Origin of the sequence: Actinomadura oligospora ATCC 43269 (assembly GCF_000518265.1) — a bacterium.
Taxonomy (GTDB): Bacteria; Actinomycetota; Actinomycetes; order Streptosporangiales; family Streptosporangiaceae; genus Spirillospora; species Spirillospora oligospora.
Map to the genome: position 1 here is coordinate 54,605 of NZ_JADG01000009.1, position 19,708 is coordinate 74,312.

Here is a 19,708-nt window from a genome sequence, read left to right on the forward strand (position 1 = left end):
GCCCGTGCGTCGGCCCTCGCAACACGGAGATCGGCTGTTAGCCTCGCAGCCTCTCCAGCCCTGGGACCACACCACCACCCTCAGCGAGGCCAGCATGGAGCTGCTCTGTCACCGCGCCACCCTCGACGGACACGTCACCAGGAAGAGGGCCGGACGGAGCCTGGCCGGCCTCGGTGGCGAGGACGCCCTCCGCGTGGACGGGGCGAGCGCCGACACTCGAACCCGGGCCTGATTCCGGCACCCGGCAACGCCGTCCGACAGGTGACCGTCATGGGCGAGGACCTTGATCCGCTGAACGACGGGAAGTCCGTCGAGGGGCTGGCGGAGTGCCTGCGGTGGCTTCGAGCGAGCGCCGGGAACCCGTCGCTGCGTCAGCTCGAGTCGTGGGGGCAGCGGAACCGCAGGGCGCTGGCGCGCAGCAGCGTGTCGGACCTGCTGCGGGGCAAGCGGCTGCCGTCACGAGAGCTGTTCCTGGCCTTCCTGGAGGCCTGCGGGGTGGACCCGACCGAGGACACCCGGTGGCTGGCCGCGTGGACGTTGCTCGCCGCCCACCGCAGCGCCGCCGCCTCGCCGCCGGAGCACCTTCCCGAGCGGCTGGCCGCTGACGTCCAGGCGGCCGGGCTGCTGCGGATCGGAACCGCCTACCTTCCCGACCTGGAATGGAAGCAGCTGTTCGCGACGGTCAGCGAACTGGACATCTTCGTCGTCTACGGCCAGACCTGGCGGCATCTGCACGCCCCGGAGCTGAACAGGCTCTCGCGACGTTCCGGAGCGAGGATCCGCGTCTTCCTCGCCGACCCCGCCGACGCGCTCACCGTCCGGGTCCTGTCGGACAGGTTCGCGATCGGCCGGAAGGAACTGGTCAGCCGCATCGAGAGCACCAGACGCGACTACCAGGCCCTGGCCCGGCCGGGCGGCGCCGCGATCGACGTGCGCTACTGGCCCGGCGACCGGGCGTTCTCCTGTTACCGCTTCGACGACACCGCGGTCCTCGGTCTCTACAGCCATGGACGGTCCCGCGCCGTGGCCGTGCCGGTGCTGGTGTGCGCCAAGCCAGGTGAGCTGTTCCAGTTCGTCAAGGGCGAGCTGGCGGCGATCGAGGCCGGAAGCCGCCCCGCCAGGTAACCCCGGCTGCAGGCCGCCGTCCGGATGCAGGCCGCCGTCCGGATGCAGGCCGCCGTCCGGATGCAGGTCGCTGTCCGCTGTACGGCTGGCACTGCTCGGCACGGATGACGCCTGTCCTCCACCTCGTCAGGCGGGTGCTCGCCGGACGGGAGCACCGTTCGCCCCTGGACGGAGGCCTGGATGTCGTCATGAAGGTGTCGCATGCCGGTCGCCGTCCGCTGCCTGTCCGGAGGTGTCCGAGGCAGTGCCGGAGGGCTCGCCTTCGAAGGTCGCACGGCCGCGCCCGGGGCGGGTCCACGGCCCGGGTGTCCGAGTACGTCCGTTGCCCGGCGCCGGCGCGGGCGGTCGAGGTCAGCTAGGACGCAGCCGGGTTCGCGGGTCCTCCGCGAACGAAGGCACAGCCGTTGGAGGCGGACGCCCGTGCAGCACCTCCGAAGCAGCCGAACCCCCAGGGCACCCGGGGATTCGGTCCGGCTCTCGGAGGCCGCGTTGACGCTCGCACCGGCCGGACCACCGGACGGCACCCGTACCGCGACACCACATGAGAGGGCTGCCGATGAATCTCATCGTCCGGCTGCTGGCACGGCTTCGCCCGCCCGGCCAGGAGGAGGACCCGAGGGACCTGGGTCCTGAACTGGCCGCGTGGGAAGGGTGGGCGCGGCGGTCGCAGGAGATGGCCGAGACCAGCACGCTCACCATGACCCGCCGGCTGCCGCGCCTGATCGGGCAGGTCGGCCGTCTCGGCTGGCGGGCCAGCCGGCGTGACCTGGTCATCACCGTCGCGTTCAACGCCGTCGCGGGAGTGTTCACCGCGTTCGGGCTGCTCGCCACGACGCGGGTGCTCACGGCGTTGTTCGCGGCCGGGCCCACACCCGACCGGGTGCGCGCCGCCGTGCCGGCGCTCGCCCTGGTCGGTGGGACGATCACCGTCCGCGCCTCGCTGACCCTGCTGGCGCAGTGGTCGCAGGCCCGCCTGCGCCCGCAGGTCGAGCGGATCGTCGAGCAGCGGCTGTACGCGACGACCACGGCGATCGACCTGGCGCGCTTCGACGACAGCGACCACCAGGACGCGCTGCACCGGGCGCAGGTGCGCGGGCTTCAGTCCGCCACGTCCATGGTGGACAACACGGTCGATCTCGGCACCGCCGCGATCGGCGTCGCCGCGGCCGGCGGGGCTCTGGGCATCCTGCATCCGGTCCTGCTGCCGCTGCTGATGCTGACCGCGCTCCCGGAGGCGTGGGCGGCGGTCCGCTCGGCGCGGCTCGGGTACCGCGCGCAGCTGTCGCTGATCGCCGTCCGGCGGCGCTCCTGGATCCTCTCCGACCTCATGACCGGGCGCCGGCACGCCGCCGAGGTCCGGTCCTTCACCGTCCGGCCGTACCTGCTCCGCCAGTACGGCATCCTGGCCGACCACGTCCGCCGCGTCCTGGTGAGGGTGGCGCGCAGCCGCACCCTGACCCAGGCGTACGGGGACGTGCTGCGCGGACTCGCGACCGCCGCGCTGTACGCGACGCTCGGGGTGCTGCTGTGGCGGGGCATGATGCCGCTGGCCGTCGCCGGGACGGCCGTCCTGGCGATCCGTGCCGGCCAGCAGTCCCTGCTGAACCTCGTCCACGCCCTGAACCGCACCTACGAGGACGGCCTGTACTTCTCCGACTACCTCGCCTACGTCGAGATGGCCGAGGAGTCCACCACGCGCAAGCCCCTGGCCGGGCCGTCCGAGCCAGGAGCGGTGACCGGGGGCGGGGCCGGGGCCGACGCCGTGGCCGTCCGGCCGCTGCGGGACTTCCGGCAGATCACCGTGGACGGCGTCACCTTCACCTACCCCAGCGGTGACGAACCGGCCCTGCGGGACGTGTCGGTGCGCCTGCGGCGCGGTCAGGTCGTCGCGCTGGTGGGCGAGAACGGGTCCGGGAAGACCACCCTCGCCAAGATCATCTCCGGGTTGTACGCGCCCGAGCGGGGACGGATCCGCTGGGACGGAACGGTCGTCAGCGGCCTGGACCCCGAGATCGTGCGCCGCAACATCGCGGTCGTCGCCCAGGACCACACGCACTGGCCGATGACCGCGGCCGACAACATCGCCATGGGCGACGACCTGGCCGATCCCCTGATCCGCGACAGGATGCGCGCCGCCGCGGCCGACTCCGGAGCCGACGAGGTGATCGGCACGCTCCCGCATTCCTTCGACACGCTGCTGGACAAGCGCTTCGACGGGGGCCAGGAACTGTCCGGCGGGCAGTGGCAGCGCCTGGCCGCCGCCCGCGGCTTCTACCGGGACGCGCCGCTCCTGGTCTGCGACGAGCCGACCGCCGCCCTCGACGCGCGCGCCGAGCACCGCATGTTCGAGCAGATCCGCGTCCACGCCCAGGGGCACGGACGGACCGTCCTGCTGATCACGCACCGGCTCGCCAGCGTCCGCCGCGCCGACTACATCTACGTCCTGAAGGACGGCCGGGTCATCGAGGAGGGCGACCACGGCGCGCTGATGGCCGTGGGCGGCCTGTACGCCGAGCTGTACGACCTCCAGGCGTCCGCATACCGCCCCACCGCGGACCTCGACCTCGCCGAATGACCCCGCTTCGGGCGGCCGGCCCGGACCTCTCCCGGGCCGGCCCGCCCTAGTGGGCCGCCTGGGCCTGGACCTTGGCGGTGTCGAACTCGACGTACTCGATGACGGCGCCGCCGGGGTGCCGGACCGTGAGGTTGCGTCCGGTGGGGACCTCGTTCGGGCCGTCCAGGATCTCGCCTCCCTCGCGCTCGACGATGGCGAGGACGTCGTCGAGGCCGTCCACGATGGTGGTGGCCTGCACGTTCCGGAACGGGGCCAGCGCCTCCGGGGCCCCGGCGACCAGCAGGTAGCCGCCGATGCTCGCCAGCTCCACGTCGCGGTAGGGGAAGCGCAGCCCCGGCCGGGCGGCGGTGAGCGCCTCGAAGGTGGGCAGGGCGGCGTCCAGGCTGTCGACGTAGACGCGGGCGTAACTGGTGAGCACGGCCATGGGCCTCTCCTTGATCATTTCGCCGTTTCCGAAATAAGGGAATGATCGTATGCTGGACCGAGCCGAACCTGTCAACCCCGGTCGGACAGAAGGAGAGCGCGATGCGATCGATGGCCCAGCCCCCGACGACGGACCTGGAGCTGGTCGCCGTCCTGCGCGCGCTCGCCGACCCCGTCCGCCTGGAACTGGTGCGCCGCCTGGCCGCCGGCGGCGAGGTGTCCTGCAGCCCGGACGACCTGGACGTCCCGCGCTCCACCCTCTCCAACCACTGGCGCGTCCTACGCGAGGCGGGCCTCACCCACACCCGCGCCGAAGGCAAGGCCCGCTACATGACCCTCCGCCACAACGACCTGCAAACCCGCTTCCCCGGCCTCCTGGAAACCATCCTCACATCAGCAACCCCACCCTCCTAACAGCACCTCCAGCCCGCCCACGAAGTCCGCCGGCCTTCAAATGTCTGGTCATTCGTACGCTGCGAACTCGACCTCACGGCACACTGACGGTGTGGTCAGCGACGAACTCCCTCAGCAACCACCCCAGAACGACTTCCCAGGGTCTCCGGCCAGCATCGAGATGACATCGCTGCCAGAACCGATCGTGATGTCCCTGTATCGCCAGTACTACGACTTGATCTGGCAAGGGGAGAAGCGTCACGAGTTCCGTCGCCGATTCCTGACCGATACCCCGACGACGTGGTTCGTGTACTTCAACGCCCCGGTCAGCACGCTGTCGGCGGTCATCGACCTGGGCCCGGCGATCGCGGCGCCGCCTGAGCGCATCGCAGAGATCGCCGAGCAGGCACGCCCGGTCAACGGCGCAAGCGTCCTGGAGTACGTCAAAGACCTGGAGCAGGCATTCGCGATCCCCATCCTGCGAGTGCGTGAATACACAGGCTTGTCCGAGCACGACCTGCGCACCGAACTGGGATCATGGCAGCGGCCACATGGCTACGTCCGGTTGAACGAGAACCCGCCCCTCAAGGCGGTGTGCGGCAGACTCCTGGCGGACAAACCAACGCGAGAAATGCTCGTCGACCATCCCAATCCATGACCGTCCACTCGCAGGCGAAGAACACCCGACGCAGAAAGCGGCGGAGTCGACGACCGGAACCAGCTGAAGCTCCTTAACCGGCCCAGGAGTCGACGAGGTCTTGAGGCGTCCATAGCGAGCAGCCTGTGAGGTCGAGGTCGGGGGCCACGCCACTCAGTGACGCGAGGACCAGGCCAGTGGTGCCAGGATCGAAGCCGGGCACTTCGACCGCAGCGCGGCATAGTGCCGTCAGGTCGTGGTGGTCGAGCGGGCTGACCAGCCACTTGATCGACCCGACGAACGACACGGTGTCTGCGACAGGAGCCCGGTCGGCCCCCACGAGATCGATCTCGGGGTCGAAACGCCGGTTCCACCAACCGCCGACGGTCTCCACCGTCGGCCACCAGGCCACCACTAGGCAGCGGGCGGGCCTGGCGGTTTCTTCTGAGGTGATCGCGCCAGCAGGTCTTGCTGTCAGCATTGCATCACCATCCAGACCCGATCGAACCGTTCTGCCGCCAGGTCGTCAGCGCGAATCCAAAAGTAGAGTCCGCCACCGTCTCCCCAGCACCAGCCGCCTTCGGCGTCCGAGCCCAGCTGCAGCAGCAGGCGCCAGTCGGCGGCCCGGGTAGCGTCGTCGAGTTCGTCCCAGTTCTGTCCGGAGAGACCTCGTTCCGGGGAAAACCGATCCAAGCCGTCCCGGACGAAAGCGCTTTCCCGCTGGCATGTCGTGGTCATCCCGCCCTGGAGCAGATGCGGCCAGCCCATCAGCTGGTGAAAGGCCGGCCCGCCGCCCCCGATCGCGTCGTCCACAGCGCTCAGCTCCGCAGTCAGACCGAGGCTCTGGAAGACGCAGTCATCCTCAGTGGCCCTGGGCAGGGTCATCGCCGGCTCGAATCGGATGCGGCGACCTGGGAACGTCTCCCACCCTTCCGGCGTCGACAGCGGCTGCACTTCGCCGCGTTCCCACCACACCCGCCATTTGTCGGGATTGGGGGACACATAGGTCCATGGCTGGTCTTCGGTGTCATAGAAGAAGGTGAGTAGCCCATGGTCCGGCAAGGGGCCGTCCGGCCAGACTCCGGCGACCTCGGACAGGTCGAGCTGAGCGAGCAGGTCCAACGGACCGTCTTCCGACGCCGGCCAGAGCGCTCCCGCGGTCGCCAGATGTCCGCCGCCCAGCCGCGAGCCCGGTGCGCTGGGATCGACAAGCCCGCTCGGCACTATTCGCAACGCCGGTCGACTCAGGGCGAATAGTTCGCCCTGCTTCCTCGTTGAAACAACCCTGGTGACAGCTTCACGCAACCCTACGTCCGTGCGCCAATCGCCATCTAGCGACCCTAGCCGCGCATGCGGCAGGCACGCGGGGCTAGGGTCGAAGGGCTCAACAGTCCACAACTCTTGACACTTGCACTAGCCGCTGGAATGGCTGTCGCGGAGGCCGAGGTGTCCGACTGATACCGAGGTTCGCACATGATCTGGCTCGTCCCCGAGTACGAAGGGAACCTGCCTTCTGGCATCGGGCTGCGCAAGGTCTGCCTGCCATTATGTGGTCGGCTGCAGAGTTTGGCTTGATGGGGCGCGTCCCGGCGGAGGAGTGGGCGCTTCGTGTCGCTGGCGTTGCAGGAGGTTCGTGCTGTTTCGGCATGATGGTGGACGTGGACAGTGCGAGGCGGGACAGGTTGGCGGCGGTCGGACCGCGGCTGCGGGAGCTGCGACGCCGTCGCGGCATGACGCTGGCCAGGGTCGCTGAGGAGACGGGGATCAACGAGAGCACGCTCTCCCGCCTCGAAGGCGGGACACGCAAGCCGACCCTGGAGATGCTGCTGCCGCTGGCCGAGCTCTACGCCGTCCCCTTGGACGAGCTCGTCGGCGCGCCGCGCACGGGTGATCCCCGCATCCACCTCAGGCCCGTCACCCGGGACGGCATGACCTACGTGCCGCTCAGCCGCCCCGGCGGCATCCAGGCGCACAAGCTGCTGATTCCGGCGCGACCCGGCACGGAGCCGGATCTGAAGACCCACGAGGGCTTCGAGTGGGTCTACGTCCTCGCCGGACGGCTGCGCCTGATCCTGGGCGACAGTACCGTGATCCTCAAGCCGGGTGAAGCCGCCGAGTTCGACACCCACGTGCCGCACTGGCTCGGTCCGGCCGGGGAGCAAACCGTCGAGCTCCTCGTCCTGTTCGGGCAGCAGGGAGAACGAGCCCACCTCAAGGCCCGCACCCGCTGACATCCGGCCCGGAGCCTCGCCCACTCCCCTTGCTGGGATCCTCGCCGTGCACTCTCCGTGGGCCCGCTGCCGATGGACGCCGCAATCAGGCGACCTTCGGCACTGTCGGCGCGGCCGCCTGAGCGGGTCAGGCTGCGCCGGCCCGGGCGAGTAGTTCGGCGATCTCGTTGTTGTTCTTCTCCCGGGCGATGCCGAGTGGGGTGTCGCTGCCGACCTTGAGCCCGGACGGGTCGGCGATCCGGGCGTTGACGTCGGCTCCGGCGGCGATGAGCGTCTCTATGACTCCGGTCCCGGCTTCCCGCCACACCGCGCAGTGCAGGGGCGTCGCGCCCGCCGTCGTGCGCGGGTCGGGATCGGCGGCGCGATCGAGCATCAGGCGGAGTGCCTCCTGGTGGCCGCCGCCCGCGGCGGCGTGCAGGGCGGACATGCCTTCGATCCCGAACAGGTCCGAGTAAGCGGTGCGCCGCGCCGGGTCCGCTCCGGCGTCGAGCAGCGCCGCGACGATTTCCGGCGCGTCGACCGCCACCAGCAGCGGCGTCAGGCCGAGCCGGTCCTCGGCCTCGACGTCCGCGCCGGCATCGATGAGTCGGCGCAGGATCTCCAGCCGCTCGGCGACCGGCCGCTCGCGCTCCCACTTGAACCGGCTCTCGGCCACGACGTGCAGCGGCGTCATGCGGATCGGGCCGGTCGCCCGCGGGTCGGCTCCGGCGTCGAGCAGTGCCCGCACCACCTCCGCCGAGGGACCGGGCCGGTCGGTGCGGAACGGTCCTCGGACGGCCATCCAGAGCGGTGTGACCCGCCGTTCGATCCGCTCCATCCCGAAGTCGTCGGGGTGCAGGCCGAGCTCCGTCAGGAGGCTGTCGTGGCCGGTTCGCGCGCTGAGGTCCGCACCTGCGGCCAGCAGCGCCCGCACCGTCTCGGCCGAGCCCGACATCGTCGCGAAGTGAAGCGGGGTCATCTCTGAGCGGTCGTCCTCGGCCGGGCCCAGCGGGGCACCCACGGCGATCGCGGAGACCACGGTCTCCAGGTCGCCGTAGGCGCAGGCGTTGGCCAGCCGGGCGGAGTCCGGCGGCTCGTAGACGGTCAACCCGGCCAGCATCTGCGACAGCCGCCGCGGATGACCGAAGGCGTCCGCCGCGTCGGACCCGTCGTGGTCGATCCGGTGGACGTCCGGATCGCCGGGCCGCGGATCGTCCAGATCGACGACCCAGTAGTACTGCGTCGACTCGTTGAACCCGATCACGAAGCATGGCCGGTCAACCCCGAACGGATCACCCCCGCCGACCCCCTGCGGAAAGCTGACCCTGTCTCCGTACTCGGCGGTGACCAGCAGGGTCCGCGGCGGCCAGGTGATCGCCATCAGCGTCTCGGTCTCCGGCGGCAGCGGCCTGGGCGCGTCGGTCCAGTGCACGCCCGCCTCGACCGTCCCGGGGACGGTCCCGCCGAGCCGCTCGACCTGACGCAGCACCTCGGCGTGCACACCTTCGCTTCGCATCGGGTCAAATTAGCAGCAGATCACCCACCCTTTACCCAACTTGCACGAACACCGCGACCACCCCACCGGTGCGGACGGAACCACCGACAACACCCATCCCGAGAACGGCCGTTACGGGACGGTCGCGATCGTGCCGAGAGGGCCCGAACGGGGCCGGTGTTCGTCGTTCAAAGCGGCGAGCCATCTTGGCCGCGTGCAGGATTTACGAGCTCAAGGCGCAGGTCGCGCGGACGATCCTTCTCGCGGCGGGGCCAGAGGGCGCTTCGATGGAATTCGCCATCAAAGGGACTATCACGATGCAAATCCCCGCACTCGGCGCTGATGATCTCGTAGGATCACCAGTCAGCCAAGGAGGGGCGATGCTCCGCTTGAACACGGGATGGCCGCGATCGCTTTGGATCGTCCAGCTCGGCTGCACACTTCCTGTGCTGGTGCTCTGCGAGCTGATGCTCACTCTCATCGCCACCATGTTCCTCAACGCGGGAGGCGGCATGTCGATCTTCGGCGTCTTCGCCTTGGTGTTCGCCGTGGGGAGCATCTCGGCCTTCGCGGCGGTCTTGGCCTGGCGCTACGGCCAGGCGTTCTGGCTCGACGGCCGGGTACTCATCCGCCGTTCGGTGACCGGCCGCAAGCACTTCGACCTGTCCCAAGCGCAGGTCCGCGCCGAGAGCATCGCCCCATCTATGGCAGCACGTCCAATGCCGCGTCTGGTCGTGGAGGTGCCCGGCGGCGCGCGGGTCAAGATGTGGCTGCGTGAGCCCACGCGCAGGGGCGCGCTGCTCCCGCCGGAGCAGTTGGTGGCGCTCGCCCGAGCCATCGATCCCAGCCTGCAGCACCCTCTCGCCCGAAGGCTCTACGAGCTGGCGTCCGATCCACTGGGCGGCGTCTCTTAAGCCTTCTGCTCCCAGCGCCAAGGGGTGCGGCAGGATACGGCCGCGAGCAGGCGGAGGGCGCGGGCGGGGTGTCCGCCCAGTCCGCGAACACCTCCCGCCCGCAAGGGCGCGCGGCGGGGTGACAATCGCGCTCTGAGCGCTTGTGGGCTCTTCGAACGCGCGATGACAGACACCGAGCGGGGATCGGCGGACCGCTGGAGGAGCGAGGCGGTTTTGCGACGAAAGAGCCGCATTTGGGAGAGGATAATCGCCGTGACGGAATTGGCGCTTGACACTGTGCGGGAACGCGCTCACGAGGCGTTCGGTGAATGGACGATGGTGCGGGCCGATGCGGAGTGGGCCACGGCGGCGGTGTCCCACGAGCCGACGCGCCGGATGCTGGTCGAGGTCGGATTGCCGGTCGAGACCAACATCTTCACGATCGATGACGCCTTCTTCGTCCTGCCGACCACGATCGGCGCGCTGGCGGTCGAGCATCCGGACTGGTGGGGCTCGGACCAGGTCGCTGCGTATCGGAACTGGATCGCCCTGGGTTGCGAGGCCAACGCCGCTCGATTCGTCCTGGACCCGGAATCTGGCCGGGTCCACTTCCTCGTGCTCGGTGGTGACGGCATCCTCCAGAGCAGCACTCTCGCCATCTTCGTCTACGCGCTGGCCCACTTCGAGACGCGCCGCCACCTCGACGGTGTCCCCCTCGATGACGTCGAACCCTTCGAGCGGGCCGCCGAGGCCAACTACGAGACCTTCCGGCACCTCAGCCTGGTGGACCCGCCGGCTTTTGAAGGAGTGAGCCCGCCGCCCTGGGCCGAGTCCCAAGGCGGTGAGCTCGACCTCGGCCACTCCTGGGAGTGGATCGCGGACGGGTTCGCCGACGGTCTGTTCTCCGACTGGACGTGGTCGGACAAAGCATTGCGCTACTTCGCGACTCGAGGGATCGATCCGCAGACGCGGGAGCCGCGGCGAACCCAAGCCGACTAAGGCTGTGGCATCGCGGGTTCGGAACAGGCACTAGGCAGCCCTCTCAGGCTCCGCGTCCTCAGCGTCGATCCCGCCGAATATGGAGGGCGTCAACCCCTCTGTGTCGGGACTGCACGGTCGAGGACCAGCCCCATGTACACCTCATCAAAAAACTCACCGTCCACGCACACCGACGCCCGCCGCAGCCCCTCCGCCTCGAAGCCACACGATTCGTACAGACGCAAGGCGACACGGTTATGGCGCATGACGCTCAGTTCCAACCGCCACATCCCGCGCCGCCGCGCCTCGGCGATCACCGCGTCCAGCAGGCCACGGCCCACACCCTGCCCCTGAGCCGACGCCCGCACCCCAAGAACGACGGCGCCCCGGCCTCGCGCACGCCGCCACCGCAGCGCCAAGACGTCGATGACGCCGACGAGCCGCCCATCCTCGTCGGCGACGAACCGGAACGACTGGTCAGGGAGCTCGTTTCCGCGTTCGCCAGGCTCGGCGAGCATGAACCTCGTCTCGGCGTCCAGCGCGCGGCGAAGCCCGGCAAGCGCCTCGCCTTCCCCATCGGCTGACGGCCGGATGATTGCCATGGCTTCAGGATGCCCGTCGAGCAAGATCAGCGTCGACACTCTCGACAGCACCCAGAGGTGGCACCTCGAAAGCAGCAAGGCAGACATTTGATCTCTTACGGGCACGCCTCGCACCGTGACTGGTACTCGTGCGCTGGCTCTTGACGTACCGTCCCTGCCGAACCCGAATACTCACGAACCTTCAGGCCCGTCCGCAGGGTGGGTTCGAGGCTGATCGGGTCCAGGATTCTACGAACTGCGTGGTTCCGTACAAGTCCTGCCATGGCGGCGCGTGCAAGGACGCGGCCATGTCGTTCTCGGCGTCCGAGCCTCACATCACCGGCGCGGCATCGGCCGTGCGCTACTGCACCCCGCGATCGACGAGGCACGCCGTCGATCCATTCACCGCCTGGAGCTCACCACATGGGTCCACAACGAAGCCCCGATCGCTCCCTGCCGATCCTGGGGCTTCGAACGTGAAGGGCTACGACACGCATCTCTGATCACCGACGGGCAGCCAATCGACGAGATCTACATGGGACTCGTCTTGTGACATCCCCTCGAACCCAGCTCGTACCCGACCCCGGAACAACGTCGTCAGCACCTGAAATGAAGCGCTGTGCGGGATTGCGCAGCAGGGAGCTCTCAGCCTCGACGTTCTGTTGGATCAGGTCGAGGCTGAGGGTGAGGCCGTCATGCTCTTGCGTCAGTTCTTGGGCAGCGTAGGTGCCCCGCCCACGGCGGGTCGGCTGGTGGCCGGGGCCGCTGTGGGCGGGGCGGTTGTGCTTCGGCTGGACGCCGTCGTCGAGGAGGGCTGGGCCTGTTCTCGATGTGCGGTGTCCTGGTGCCGCCTAACGGGGACGAGCCGTGGCTAGCTCAGGTGCCTGGTGAGGAAGCGGGCGGCGGCTTCGCCCGCGTGCTGCGGGACGCCTGTGTGTCCGCCCATGTTGGCGTTCAGCGTCTTCTCCTTGGAGCCGAAGGCGTCGAACAGGTCCAGGGCCGCCTGCCGGTCGTTGCCTTCGTCGTCCCACTGCAGCAGGACGTGCAGCGGAATGGTGACCTGCCGGGCCTCCTCGAAAATGACGCGAGGAATGAAACTCCCGGCGAACAGGATGGCGGACGAGATGCGCGGCTCGACCACCGCGAGCCGGACGCCGACGGAGATCACTCCGCCCGAGTACGCGACCGGGCCGCCGATCTCGGGCAGCGCGAGGGCGGCGTCCAGGACGGCCTGCCATTCCGGGACCGCCTCGTCGACCAGCGGGAGGATGAGCCGGTCGACGATGTCGCCCGAGACCGGCTCGCCGGCCTCCAGCGCCCGGCGCAGGTCGGCGCGGGCCTGCTCGGCGACGGGGAAACGGGGCCGGTCACCGCTCCCGGGGAACTCGATGGTGACCGCGGCGAAGCCGTCCGCCGCGGAGTGCCGGGCCCGTGCCGCCACTCGCGGACGCTGCCTGTCCAGCCCGCCCGGGTGGCCGAGCAGGATCAGCGGGACCGGTGCGGACGCGGAGGCGGATTCGGGCGTCCACAGGATGCCGGTGGCCTCACCGAGGGTGAATTCGCGCTCGAGGACGCCGTCGTCGAGGCGCTGTTCAGAAGTGAACCGCATTGGTCGTGCCTTTCGGGAGTGCTCTTGAACGGCGCTCCCGGACGACCTATCGCCCGACCGTGGCCCCAGAGGGGAGCACCCATGTCGATACGTTCACGGGTACCACCTCCTCGGTCTCTTGCACGGCCTCCGCAAAAGTAGCAGCGGCCACCGCGATCGGCCAACGGGTTTTTTTAACCTGACACTGCCGAGGGTGAGGAGCACTTCGTCGCCGGGGAGTTCTCCCTGGAGGCGCTGGGGACCAGCGTGCTGAATAGCGCTGTGGACGTCCATGACACCCGACCAAGAACGGCTTCGGCCCGAACTCCGGGGCATCGCCTCGGATCATGCCTGGGCGGTGGGGCGGACGACGATCTCGCTGACGTCGACGCCGTCGGGTTGTGCGATGGCATAGGCGATGGCGGAGGCGACCGCGCTCGGCGGCATGGCGATCTCGTCGCGCTGCCGGATCATCGCGGCCGCCGCCTCGGGGCTGGCCCCCTTGCCGACGCCCTCGGTGTGGGTGAAGCCGGGCGAGACGAGGGTGACGCGCAGGTCGGGTCCCGATTCCTGACGCAGGCCCTCGGTGAGCACCTTCACCGCCGTCTTGGTGGCCGCGTAGACCGCCTGAGGGCTCTTGACGACGTGGGCCGTGGTGGAGCCGACGTTGACGAACTGGCCGGAGCGTTGCCGCCGGAAGACGGGCAGGGCCGCCCCGATGCCGTTGAGCAGGCCGGTGATGTGGGTGGAGACCATGGCGTCCCAGTCGTCCTGGCGCAGGTCGTCGAAGGGCGAGACGGCCATCGTGCCCCCGCCATCGCCTCGCTCATGGACGCCTGCGCGGCCGCCGGGGTGATCCGCACGGACATCCGCCCCACCGACCTCAGCGCCGCCCTGGAAGGCATCGCCCTCACCTCGGCGGGCGCCGAACACCGGGAGCAGGCCGAGCGCCTGCTCGACCTCACCCTGGACGGCCTCACCGTCCGTCCGTGAAGCCTCGTCGGGCACGTGCTCGACGGCGGTCGTCCTGATGTCGCGTGGGTTCTGGTGCGGGAGGGGGTCTGCCGTGGGTCACCCTGATCGGTCGAGACGGGTCCAGGCTCCGTGGTGGGTGTTGCCCAGGACCATGCTGCGGTCGTCCCGCACCGCCCGCTCCAGCGTCGCGGCGAGCTCGTCGTCGACGACCAGGCCGTCGGGGAGGGCGATGCCGGCTTGGCGCAGGAGCGGTTCGACGGCCTGGACGGCGCTGCCGAGCCAGGTGAAGACGGTGGAGCCGGGTTTCCCGCCCGTCATGGTTCCGGAGTCGACGTCCGGCCACAGGAGCCCCGCGTCCAGGAACACGCGGGTGAGGTGCCGACCGAAGTCCGGCGCGATCCCGTGCGCCCGGAACAGGTCGGCGAGCAGTGCGTAACAGTCGTTCCAGAGCGGGCAGGGCGGGGAGCTCACGTCTCGGCTGGAGACGTCCATGTCGTGCATGACGACGATGCCGCCAGGACGGACGAACCCGGCCAGGCGGCGCAACGCGGCGACCGGGTCCGGCAGGTACTGCAGGACGAACCGGCCGACGAGCGCGTCGAACGGACGGCGCGGACCGTCGGAGACCACCGGACCATCCCCTGCCAGACCGGGACACATCGGATCGAACTCGGTCAGGTCGGCGTTAGTGAAGGTCACGATGTCGGTGTGTCCGCCGGAGGCCGCGCGTCCGCGTGCCACCTCCACCGCGTCGGGGTCGCGTTCGACCCCGACCACGCGTCCACCGGGACCGACGATCTCGGCGGCGATGAACGCGACATCGCCCAGGCCCGAGCCGATGTCCAGGACGGACATGCCCTCGGTGAGTCCGGCGCGGCGCAGCAGCCGTTCCGTCCAGGACCGCACGTAGGACGCCTGGACGAGCAGCCTGCGCTGTTCCAGCGCCGCGTGGCCGAGGAGATAGTCGGCCCTGCGCTCCGCCGCGTGTGACATGGAACCGCCTCCAAGGCCCGTGTCACTGAACGTTATGCCGGGTGGTCCGCCCGTTGGGTGGCGCCATGCGGCCAGTCTCCGGTGGACGCCTCGAGTCGGCCCGGCTGTGGCCCGGGGTCGGCGGCGCGTGGGATTCTGCCCCCGTGATCAGATTTGTCGGTCTTGCCGTCGCCTTCCTGCTCACCGCGGGCTGCTCGTCCAATCCTGAGGCGGGCAGCGCCAGCCGGACGCTCCCGTTGGAGAGCGCGTCCGCCGGGACGGGTGCGCCGACGGGGGCCCCGGCGCCTGGCGCCTCTCCGAGCCTGGTCGAGAACAACGGGACGCTGGAATCCCCGCTCAGCGACTTCCGGGCCGAGGTGGCGGGCACCTCGTGGGCGACGTCGCTGACCGACTCGCTTCACGGGACGACCAGGCCTGCCGGTCGGTACCTCCTGGTACGCGTCTCGCTGCACAACATCACCGACCGTCCGGTCACCCCACCGGCGCACCTGTCCTTGCACGGGGCGGACGGCTCGGAGTTCCCACCTTTGTGGGACCAGACGTTCGGGCAGACGGTCCTGGTCGGGCACGGCAAGGTCAACGACCTCGGGCCCGGCGCGAGAACGACCGTCGTCCTCGTCTACGACGTCCCGAGAGGCACCAAGCCGAAGACCGTCGCCGACCTCAAGCTCTAGAACGGCGTCCACGCGTTGCGGGTTGCGGATTGCGGCTCGGCGCGTGGCATAGGCGGCGGCTCCGAATTCGACGGAGGTTCTCATGTCCGATCCCACGTCTCTGGTCGAGGTCCGCGCGCGAATCGACGCGCTGGACGGTGACCTGGTCCGTCTCCTGGCGGAGCGGCAGGCTCTCGTCCGGCGGGCGGCAGCGTTCAAGATCGACGAGCAGGCCGTGCGCGCGCCCGGTCGTGTGGAGCAGGTCGTCCAGGCGGCCCGGGAGCGCGCTGCCGGCGCCGGGTTGTCGCCGAGCGTGGCCGATGCCGTGTGGCGCGCGATGATCGCCGCCTTCATCGATCTCGAACTGGACGAGCACCGAGCCGGTGCGTCCTCCGACACGGACCGGGACGGAGAGCGCTGATGGCGACCACGGGACAGGTGATCGCCTTCGCGACGGTGATCCAGCTGGGCGCCATGTCCCCCGGGCCCGACTTCGCCGTCGTCGTCCGGCAGGCCGCCGTCACCGGACGTCGCGGCGGGATGGCGGCGGCCCTCGGCGTCGCGTGCGGTGTGTTCGTGTGGGCCGCTGCCGCCGCCCTCGGAGTGGCGGCCCTGCTGTCCGCGTCGGCGGCGGCCTTCACTCTCACGGAGATCGCGGGCGCCGTGTACCTGCTCTACCTGGGCGTCACGTCACTTCTGGCGGCGTCCCGGGGTTCGGGGGCGCCGCCAGAGACGACGGCGGGGACGAGCGTGGACAACGCGGTCGTCGACGGGTTCCGGCGGGCTCTGCTGACCAACCTGCTCAACCCGAAGGCCGCCGCGTTCTTCGTCGCGCTGATGCCGCAGTTCCTCGGGGCCCACCCGGCGACGGCCGACACCCTGCTGCTCTCGGCAGTCGCGGTGCTGGTCAGCGCGACGTGGTTCATCCTCCTCGCCAACATCGTCGGTTCGCTCCGCGCGTTCATCACGCGGCGACGCGTCCGTCGCGCCCTGGACGCGGGGAGCGGAGCGGTGATGATCGGCTTGGGTCTGCGGCTGGCCACCACCTCCCACTGAGGACGCTTCCGAGTCGGGCGGCTCGAGGCCGTGTGGGCGACGGCTTGCCCTGGCGCTGGTGGCGGTGGTGCTGGTCAGCGCCGATCCGGGCGCGACCTCGGCCCGATCGTCGGCCTGGGCACGGCCGCCGCGTCGGTCAGCCTCCTGGCCCTCGCCTGACCTGACACCGCGCGGTCCCCTTCACCAACCCCGGACAGGGGCCCTTTGCCAGGTGGGAAGGGGTCGTTCGTCCCTCCCTTGCGGGCGCCGTGCGGCGGAGGCTGGGAGTATGCGCGGAGCATCGATGAACCTCATGGCACGTCCACCCGCTCAGACTCCGATCCGGCCGCCCCGGCTCGCGGAGGACGCCCAGCGCGACTGGAAGCGGCTCGCCGTGCCCAGCGGACCGGTCGGGGTGTTCGAACCCGGGCACGCCTCCCGGCTCCCGGTGGCCGCCCGGCGGTGGCTGCTGCACGCCATCGCCCCCGGCACGCCGCTGCTGACCACGGCGTTTCTGGAGATGCACGGCCGGATCCGGATCTCCGGACGCTGGTGGCCCTTCGACGCCGGGCAGGTCCTCAAGCCGTCCCAGGGGTTCGTCTGGGCCGCCTCCGCCCGGCTGGCCGGGCTGCCCGTCACCGGTTTCGACGAGTACCGCGACGGCCAGGGGGAGATGCGCTGGCGGATCCTCGGCGGGGTTCCGCTGATCTCGGCGTCCGGTCCGGACGTCACCCGCAGCGCGCGGGGCCGTCTGGCGGCCGAGTTCGTGCTCGCCCCGGCGGCGGCCCTGTCTCCGTCCGTCGAGTGGGAACACCTGGACGAGATGCGGGCGATCGCGCACGTGGCGGTCGGTTCGGACGTTCATCCCGTGACCCTCACCGTGCACCCGTCCGGGCAGCTGGTGTCGGTGACGACGCCCCGCTGGGGCGATCCGGGCGGGGGCCGCTTCGACGAGCACCTGTTCGGCGTGCGCGTCCAGCGCGAGCGGACCTTCGGCGGCTTCACCATCCCCTCCCTGGCCCAGGCGGGCTGGGGCTACGGCACCCCCGACTGGCAGGACGGGGAGTTCTTCCGGTTCTCCGTCGACCGCGCCGCCTACAGCTGAGACGCGGGGCCGGACGGGCCTCGAGCAGGGACCAACGGCCCTGGGCCTGATGATCTCCGCGGGGCCATCGTGGTGATCGGACAGCAAGCCGGACGGCCGGGCCGTCCGGCCCCGAAGAGGAGACGCCATGCCTCACACGACCGACTCCCCCTCCCCCGCCGCGGCGGCCGGAACCGCCGCGCCGACGATCGCCTTCACGTTCGACGGAGCCGTTCCGCCGGGTCAGGTGGACTGGGCTCGCGAGGCGTTCACGCGGGTGCTGGACCACGCGCACGAACCGGTCCTGTACGTCCACGCGACGCTGGCGCAGGAGCCGGTGCCGACGGTGTCGGTGCGCGTGGACCTCAACGGACGGCCGGTGCACGCGCACGCCACGGCGGCGTCCCTGCACGAGGCGATCAGCCTGACGGCCGACAGGATCACCTCACGGCTGCAGCGGAACGCGCGCGACTGGGAGTCCCGCCGGGGACGGCACCCGCGCGGGGCTCGGCGGGCCGGTTGAGACCGGACGGATCACGGATCAGGACGGCGGCCGGACGGGACCACCCGTCCGGACGGGAACGGGACCGAGGATGACCACGACCGGCGCTGAGGCCGACACCGGCCTCGACCACACCGCACTCGACCATGCCGCTCTCGACCACGCCGCTCTCGACCACGCCACCTGCCTGCGCCTGCTCGGCGGGGTCGCGGTCGGGCGCATCGCCTGGTGCGCCTGCGACGGACGCGCGATCGTCGTGCCGGTCACGTTCGTCCTCGACGGTGACGCGATCATCGCCCACGCCTTCGCCGGGAGCGGATTGCGGGCCGTCCGGACCGGACGTCCGCTGACCTTCGAGGCCGACGACGTCGGACCGGCCCCGCACACCGGCTGGAGCGTCCTCGTCAGGGGCCTGGCCGAGGTCGTCGACGACCGGCACGCCGTCCGGTGGCCGACCGCGAGCACCCGGGGCGAGGACGAGCCCGCCCCCTTCCTCATCCGCATCCCGGCGTCCGAGGTCACCGGCCAGCGCCTGTCCCCGTAGCGTCAGAGGTTGGTGGCGTCGGGCGGGACGCCCTGGGGCAGGGCCGCGGCCGCCCCGGCGCCGTCCGCCGCACCAGGACAGGTGACGCCGAGCGTGTACGCGGTCATGGAGATCGCGCCGTAGGTGTAGCCGTCGATGAGGACGTCGGTGCTCTCTCCGGACGCCGCCGCGAGTCCGGACAGGTAGAGCAGGGGGATGAAGTGGTCCGGCGTGGGGACCGCGAGGACGAAGTCCCGGTGGCTCTGCAGGCGGAGGCTGCCGGCGGGATCGTCGCGCATCACGAGCCTGACACTGTCGTCGAACCGCTCCGCCCAGGCGAAGCCGCTGTCGGGCCGGTCCCAGTCGAGGTCCCTGAGGTTGTGCACGACGTTGCCGCTGCCCACGATCAGCACCCCCGCGTGGCGGAGGGCGGCGAGCTTGGTTCCGAGCTCGAAGTGGTAGTCGAGCGGCTTGCCGGCGTCGATGCTGATCTGCACGACGGGGATGTCGGCGCGCGGGAAGGCGTGGACGAGCACGGACCAGGTGCCGTGGTCCAGGCCCCAGCTGTCGGCGTCGGCGCCCACCCAGGTCGGCTTGACGGCTTCGCTGACCTCCTCGAGAAGCTCCGGCAGGCCCGGCGCGGGGTACTGGACGTCGAAGAGCTCCTGGGGGAAGCCGTAGAAGTCGTGGATGGTGCGGGGGCGGGGCATCACGGTCACCGCGGTCGCGTTCACGAACCAGTGGGCCGACACGACCAGGATCGCGCGCGGACGCGGGACCGCCTGGCCGAACGCCTTCCACGCGGCGGTGTACCGGTTGGCCTCGATGGCGTTCATGGGGCTGCCGTGGCCGAGGAACGCGGCGGGCATGGGCTCGGAGGCGGCGGAAGCCGTCACGCGGATCTCCTGTCAGGACGGGCGGTCGGTGCCTGACCAGTACGGCCAGCGCACCACCTCGGTTTGGGACGACCTCCCCGAGCATGCCGCGCGCTCCCTGCCCTCCCGGATCAGCAACGGGCTTCGCTCCGGACCCTTTGCCATGTGTT

24 protein-coding genes are annotated in these 19,708 nt (G+C 70.5%); 15 read left to right on the forward strand and 9 right to left on the reverse strand.

Going from position 1 to position 19,708, the window contains the following annotated elements:
- Positions 1-270: 270 nt before the first annotated feature.
- Positions 271-1,125: a helix-turn-helix domain-containing protein gene (locus tag P696_RS0114500; RefSeq protein WP_157429713.1), complete on the forward strand. Its 855-nt coding sequence runs from the start codon at positions 271-273 to the stop codon at positions 1,123-1,125.
- Between the two features lie 556 nt (positions 1,126-1,681).
- Positions 1,682-3,700, forward strand: a complete 2,019-nt coding sequence (locus tag P696_RS0114505) for an ABC transporter ATP-binding protein (protein ID WP_084337494.1) — start codon at positions 1,682-1,684, stop codon at positions 3,698-3,700.
- Positions 3,701-3,746: 46 nt separating this feature from the next.
- On the opposite strand, the gene P696_RS0114510 is transcribed toward P696_RS0114505, so the two are convergent.
- Positions 3,747-4,124 carry a glyoxalase/bleomycin resistance/dioxygenase family protein gene (locus P696_RS0114510; RefSeq protein WP_026412908.1) on the reverse strand — a complete coding sequence of 126 codons (378 nt, stop codon included), beginning with the start codon at positions 4,122-4,124 and terminating at the stop codon, positions 3,747-3,749.
- Positions 4,125-4,225: 101 nt separating this feature from the next.
- Between P696_RS0114510 and P696_RS0114515 the strand changes: the two genes are divergently transcribed.
- A complete protein-coding gene (locus tag P696_RS0114515) occupies positions 4,226-4,537 on the forward strand; it encodes an ArsR/SmtB family transcription factor (protein ID WP_026412909.1) in 312 nt (103 codons plus the stop codon).
- A gap of 91 nt (positions 4,538-4,628) precedes the next feature.
- On the forward strand, positions 4,629-5,174 hold the full coding sequence (locus P696_RS0114520) for a hypothetical protein (RefSeq protein ID WP_211245752.1): 546 nt from the start codon (positions 4,629-4,631) through the stop codon (positions 5,172-5,174).
- Positions 5,175-5,247: 73 nt separating this feature from the next.
- Here P696_RS0114520 and P696_RS0114525 read toward each other — a convergent pair whose 3' ends face one another.
- Positions 5,248-5,634, reverse strand: coding sequence for a hypothetical protein (locus P696_RS0114525; protein ID WP_211245753.1), 387 nt, complete (start codon positions 5,632-5,634; stop codon positions 5,248-5,250).
- Complete coding sequence (locus P696_RS0114530; RefSeq protein WP_245627680.1) at positions 5,628-6,377, reverse strand: DUF1963 domain-containing protein; 750 nt, start codon at positions 6,375-6,377, stop codon at positions 5,628-5,630. The genes P696_RS0114525 and P696_RS0114530 overlap by 7 nt, the downstream gene beginning before the upstream one ends.
- A gap of 425 nt (positions 6,378-6,802) precedes the next feature.
- Here P696_RS0114530 and P696_RS0114535 point away from each other — a divergent pair, with 425 nt between their 5' ends.
- Positions 6,803-7,384 (forward strand): helix-turn-helix domain-containing protein, encoded by a 582-nt coding sequence (locus P696_RS0114535; RefSeq protein WP_026412913.1) that lies wholly within the window; start codon positions 6,803-6,805, stop codon positions 7,382-7,384.
- A gap of 127 nt (positions 7,385-7,511) precedes the next feature.
- On the opposite strand, the gene P696_RS0114540 is transcribed toward P696_RS0114535, so the two are convergent.
- Entirely contained in the window at positions 7,512-8,879 is a 1,368-nt protein-coding gene (locus P696_RS0114540; RefSeq protein ID WP_084337498.1) for an ankyrin repeat domain-containing protein, read from the reverse strand.
- Between the two features lie 359 nt (positions 8,880-9,238).
- Between P696_RS0114540 and P696_RS0114545 the strand changes: the two genes are divergently transcribed.
- Together P696_RS0114545 and P696_RS0114550 are read left to right on the forward strand one after the other, a co-directional pair.
- A complete protein-coding gene (locus P696_RS0114545; protein ID WP_157429715.1) occupies positions 9,239-9,772 on the forward strand; it encodes a ferredoxin reductase domain-containing protein in 534 nt (177 codons plus the stop codon).
- Between the two features lie 162 nt (positions 9,773-9,934).
- A complete protein-coding gene (locus tag P696_RS0114550; RefSeq protein WP_026412916.1) occupies positions 9,935-10,750 on the forward strand; it encodes an SUKH-4 family immunity protein in 816 nt (271 codons plus the stop codon).
- An 89-nt stretch (positions 10,751-10,839) separates the two neighbouring features.
- Here P696_RS0114550 and P696_RS0114555 read toward each other — a convergent pair whose 3' ends face one another.
- Positions 10,840-11,370: a GNAT family N-acetyltransferase gene (locus P696_RS0114555; RefSeq protein ID WP_170026456.1), complete on the reverse strand. Its 531-nt coding sequence runs from the start codon at positions 11,368-11,370 to the stop codon at positions 10,840-10,842.
- Between the two features lie 196 nt (positions 11,371-11,566).
- Here P696_RS0114555 and P696_RS59300 point away from each other — a divergent pair, with 196 nt between their 5' ends.
- On the forward strand, positions 11,567-11,863 hold the full coding sequence (locus P696_RS59300; protein WP_084337500.1) for a GNAT family N-acetyltransferase: 297 nt from the start codon (positions 11,567-11,569) through the stop codon (positions 11,861-11,863).
- 318 nt (positions 11,864-12,181) lie between these two features.
- Here the strand turns inward: P696_RS59300 and P696_RS0114565 are convergent, their stop codons facing one another.
- The gene (locus P696_RS0114565; protein WP_026412919.1) at positions 12,182-12,919 is read right to left on the reverse strand and encodes a hypothetical protein; all 738 of its coding nucleotides are present in this window, start codon (positions 12,917-12,919) and stop codon (positions 12,182-12,184) included.
- 324 nt (positions 12,920-13,243) lie between these two features.
- Entirely contained in the window at positions 13,244-13,702 is a 459-nt protein-coding gene (locus P696_RS45490; RefSeq protein WP_211245754.1) for an SDR family oxidoreductase, read from the reverse strand.
- On the opposite strand from P696_RS45490, the gene P696_RS45495 reads away from it, so the two are divergent.
- Complete coding sequence (locus tag P696_RS45495) at positions 13,640-13,891, forward strand: SbtR family transcriptional regulator (protein WP_342669016.1); 252 nt, start codon at positions 13,640-13,642, stop codon at positions 13,889-13,891. The two genes, P696_RS45490 and P696_RS45495, sit on opposite strands and share 63 nt — an antisense overlap.
- 78 nt (positions 13,892-13,969) lie before the next feature.
- Here P696_RS45495 and P696_RS0114580 read toward each other — a convergent pair whose 3' ends face one another.
- On the reverse strand, positions 13,970-14,866 hold the full coding sequence (locus P696_RS0114580; protein ID WP_026412920.1) for a class I SAM-dependent methyltransferase: 897 nt from the start codon (positions 14,864-14,866) through the stop codon (positions 13,970-13,972).
- Between the two features lie 143 nt (positions 14,867-15,009).
- Between P696_RS0114580 and P696_RS0114585 the strand changes: the two genes are divergently transcribed.
- From P696_RS0114585 to P696_RS52455, 6 genes are all read left to right on the forward strand, one after another.
- The gene (locus P696_RS0114585; RefSeq protein ID WP_157429716.1) at positions 15,010-15,540 is read left to right on the forward strand and encodes a DUF4352 domain-containing protein; all 531 of its coding nucleotides are present in this window, start codon (positions 15,010-15,012) and stop codon (positions 15,538-15,540) included.
- Between the two features lie 82 nt (positions 15,541-15,622).
- Positions 15,623-15,940: a chorismate mutase gene (locus P696_RS0114590; protein WP_026412922.1), complete on the forward strand. Its 318-nt coding sequence runs from the start codon at positions 15,623-15,625 to the stop codon at positions 15,938-15,940.
- Positions 15,940-16,575, forward strand: a complete 636-nt coding sequence (locus P696_RS0114595; RefSeq protein ID WP_026412923.1) for a LysE family translocator — start codon at positions 15,940-15,942, stop codon at positions 16,573-16,575. The genes P696_RS0114590 and P696_RS0114595 overlap by 1 nt, the downstream gene beginning before the upstream one ends.
- Before the next feature lie 283 nt (positions 16,576-16,858).
- A complete protein-coding gene (locus tag P696_RS45500) occupies positions 16,859-17,659 on the forward strand; it encodes a DUF6544 family protein (protein WP_051467599.1) in 801 nt (266 codons plus the stop codon).
- A gap of 127 nt (positions 17,660-17,786) precedes the next feature.
- Entirely contained in the window at positions 17,787-18,161 is a 375-nt protein-coding gene (locus P696_RS45505) for an HPF/RaiA family ribosome-associated protein (protein ID WP_026412924.1), read from the forward strand.
- 70 nt (positions 18,162-18,231) lie between these two features.
- Entirely contained in the window at positions 18,232-18,684 is a 453-nt protein-coding gene (locus P696_RS52455; RefSeq protein WP_051467601.1) for a pyridoxamine 5'-phosphate oxidase family protein, read from the forward strand.
- 2 nt (positions 18,685-18,686) lie between these two features.
- Here the strand turns inward: P696_RS52455 and ygiD are convergent, their stop codons facing one another.
- Entirely contained in the window at positions 18,687-19,559 is an 873-nt protein-coding gene (gene ygiD, locus P696_RS0114620; RefSeq protein WP_245627665.1) for a 4,5-DOPA-extradiol-dioxygenase, read from the reverse strand.
- Between the last annotated feature and the right edge of the window lie 149 nt (positions 19,560-19,708).

What these genes read in the sequence shown, in the direction of transcription:
- P696_RS0114500 (WP_157429713.1), top strand. Translation starts at nt 271, where the DNA reads ATGGGCGAGGACCTTGATCCGCTGAACGACGGGAAGTCCGTCGAGGGG.
- P696_RS0114505 (WP_084337494.1), top strand. Translation starts at nt 1,682, where the DNA reads ATGAATCTCATCGTCCGGCTGCTGGCACGGCTTCGCCCGCCCGGCCAG.
- P696_RS0114510 (WP_026412908.1), bottom strand. Translation starts at nt 4,124, where the DNA reads ATGGCCGTGCTCACCAGTTACGCCCGCGTCTACGTCGACAGCCTGGAC.
- P696_RS0114515 (WP_026412909.1), top strand. Translation starts at nt 4,226, where the DNA reads ATGCGATCGATGGCCCAGCCCCCGACGACGGACCTGGAGCTGGTCGCC.
- P696_RS0114525 (WP_211245753.1), bottom strand. Translation starts at nt 5,634, where the DNA reads ATGCTGACAGCAAGACCTGCTGGCGCGATCACCTCAGAAGAAACCGCC.
- P696_RS0114535 (WP_026412913.1), top strand. Translation starts at nt 6,803, where the DNA reads ATGGTGGACGTGGACAGTGCGAGGCGGGACAGGTTGGCGGCGGTCGGA.
- P696_RS0114540 (WP_084337498.1), bottom strand. Translation starts at nt 8,879, where the DNA reads ATGCGAAGCGAAGGTGTGCACGCCGAGGTGCTGCGTCAGGTCGAGCGG.
- P696_RS0114545 (WP_157429715.1), top strand. Translation starts at nt 9,239, where the DNA reads ATGCTCCGCTTGAACACGGGATGGCCGCGATCGCTTTGGATCGTCCAG.
- P696_RS0114550 (WP_026412916.1), top strand. Translation starts at nt 9,935, where the DNA reads ATGACAGACACCGAGCGGGGATCGGCGGACCGCTGGAGGAGCGAGGCG.
- P696_RS0114565 (WP_026412919.1), bottom strand. Translation starts at nt 12,919, where the DNA reads ATGCGGTTCACTTCTGAACAGCGCCTCGACGACGGCGTCCTCGAGCGC.
- P696_RS45490 (WP_211245754.1), bottom strand. Translation starts at nt 13,702, where the DNA reads ATGGCCGTCTCGCCCTTCGACGACCTGCGCCAGGACGACTGGGACGCC.
- P696_RS0114580 (WP_026412920.1), bottom strand. Translation starts at nt 14,866, where the DNA reads ATGTCACACGCGGCGGAGCGCAGGGCCGACTATCTCCTCGGCCACGCG.
- P696_RS0114590 (WP_026412922.1), top strand. Translation starts at nt 15,623, where the DNA reads ATGTCCGATCCCACGTCTCTGGTCGAGGTCCGCGCGCGAATCGACGCG.
- P696_RS0114595 (WP_026412923.1), top strand. Translation starts at nt 15,940, where the DNA reads ATGGCGACCACGGGACAGGTGATCGCCTTCGCGACGGTGATCCAGCTG.
- P696_RS45500 (WP_051467599.1), top strand. Translation starts at nt 16,859, where the DNA reads ATGAACCTCATGGCACGTCCACCCGCTCAGACTCCGATCCGGCCGCCC.
- P696_RS45505 (WP_026412924.1), top strand. Translation starts at nt 17,787, where the DNA reads ATGCCTCACACGACCGACTCCCCCTCCCCCGCCGCGGCGGCCGGAACC.
- P696_RS52455 (WP_051467601.1), top strand. Translation starts at nt 18,232, where the DNA reads ATGACCACGACCGGCGCTGAGGCCGACACCGGCCTCGACCACACCGCA.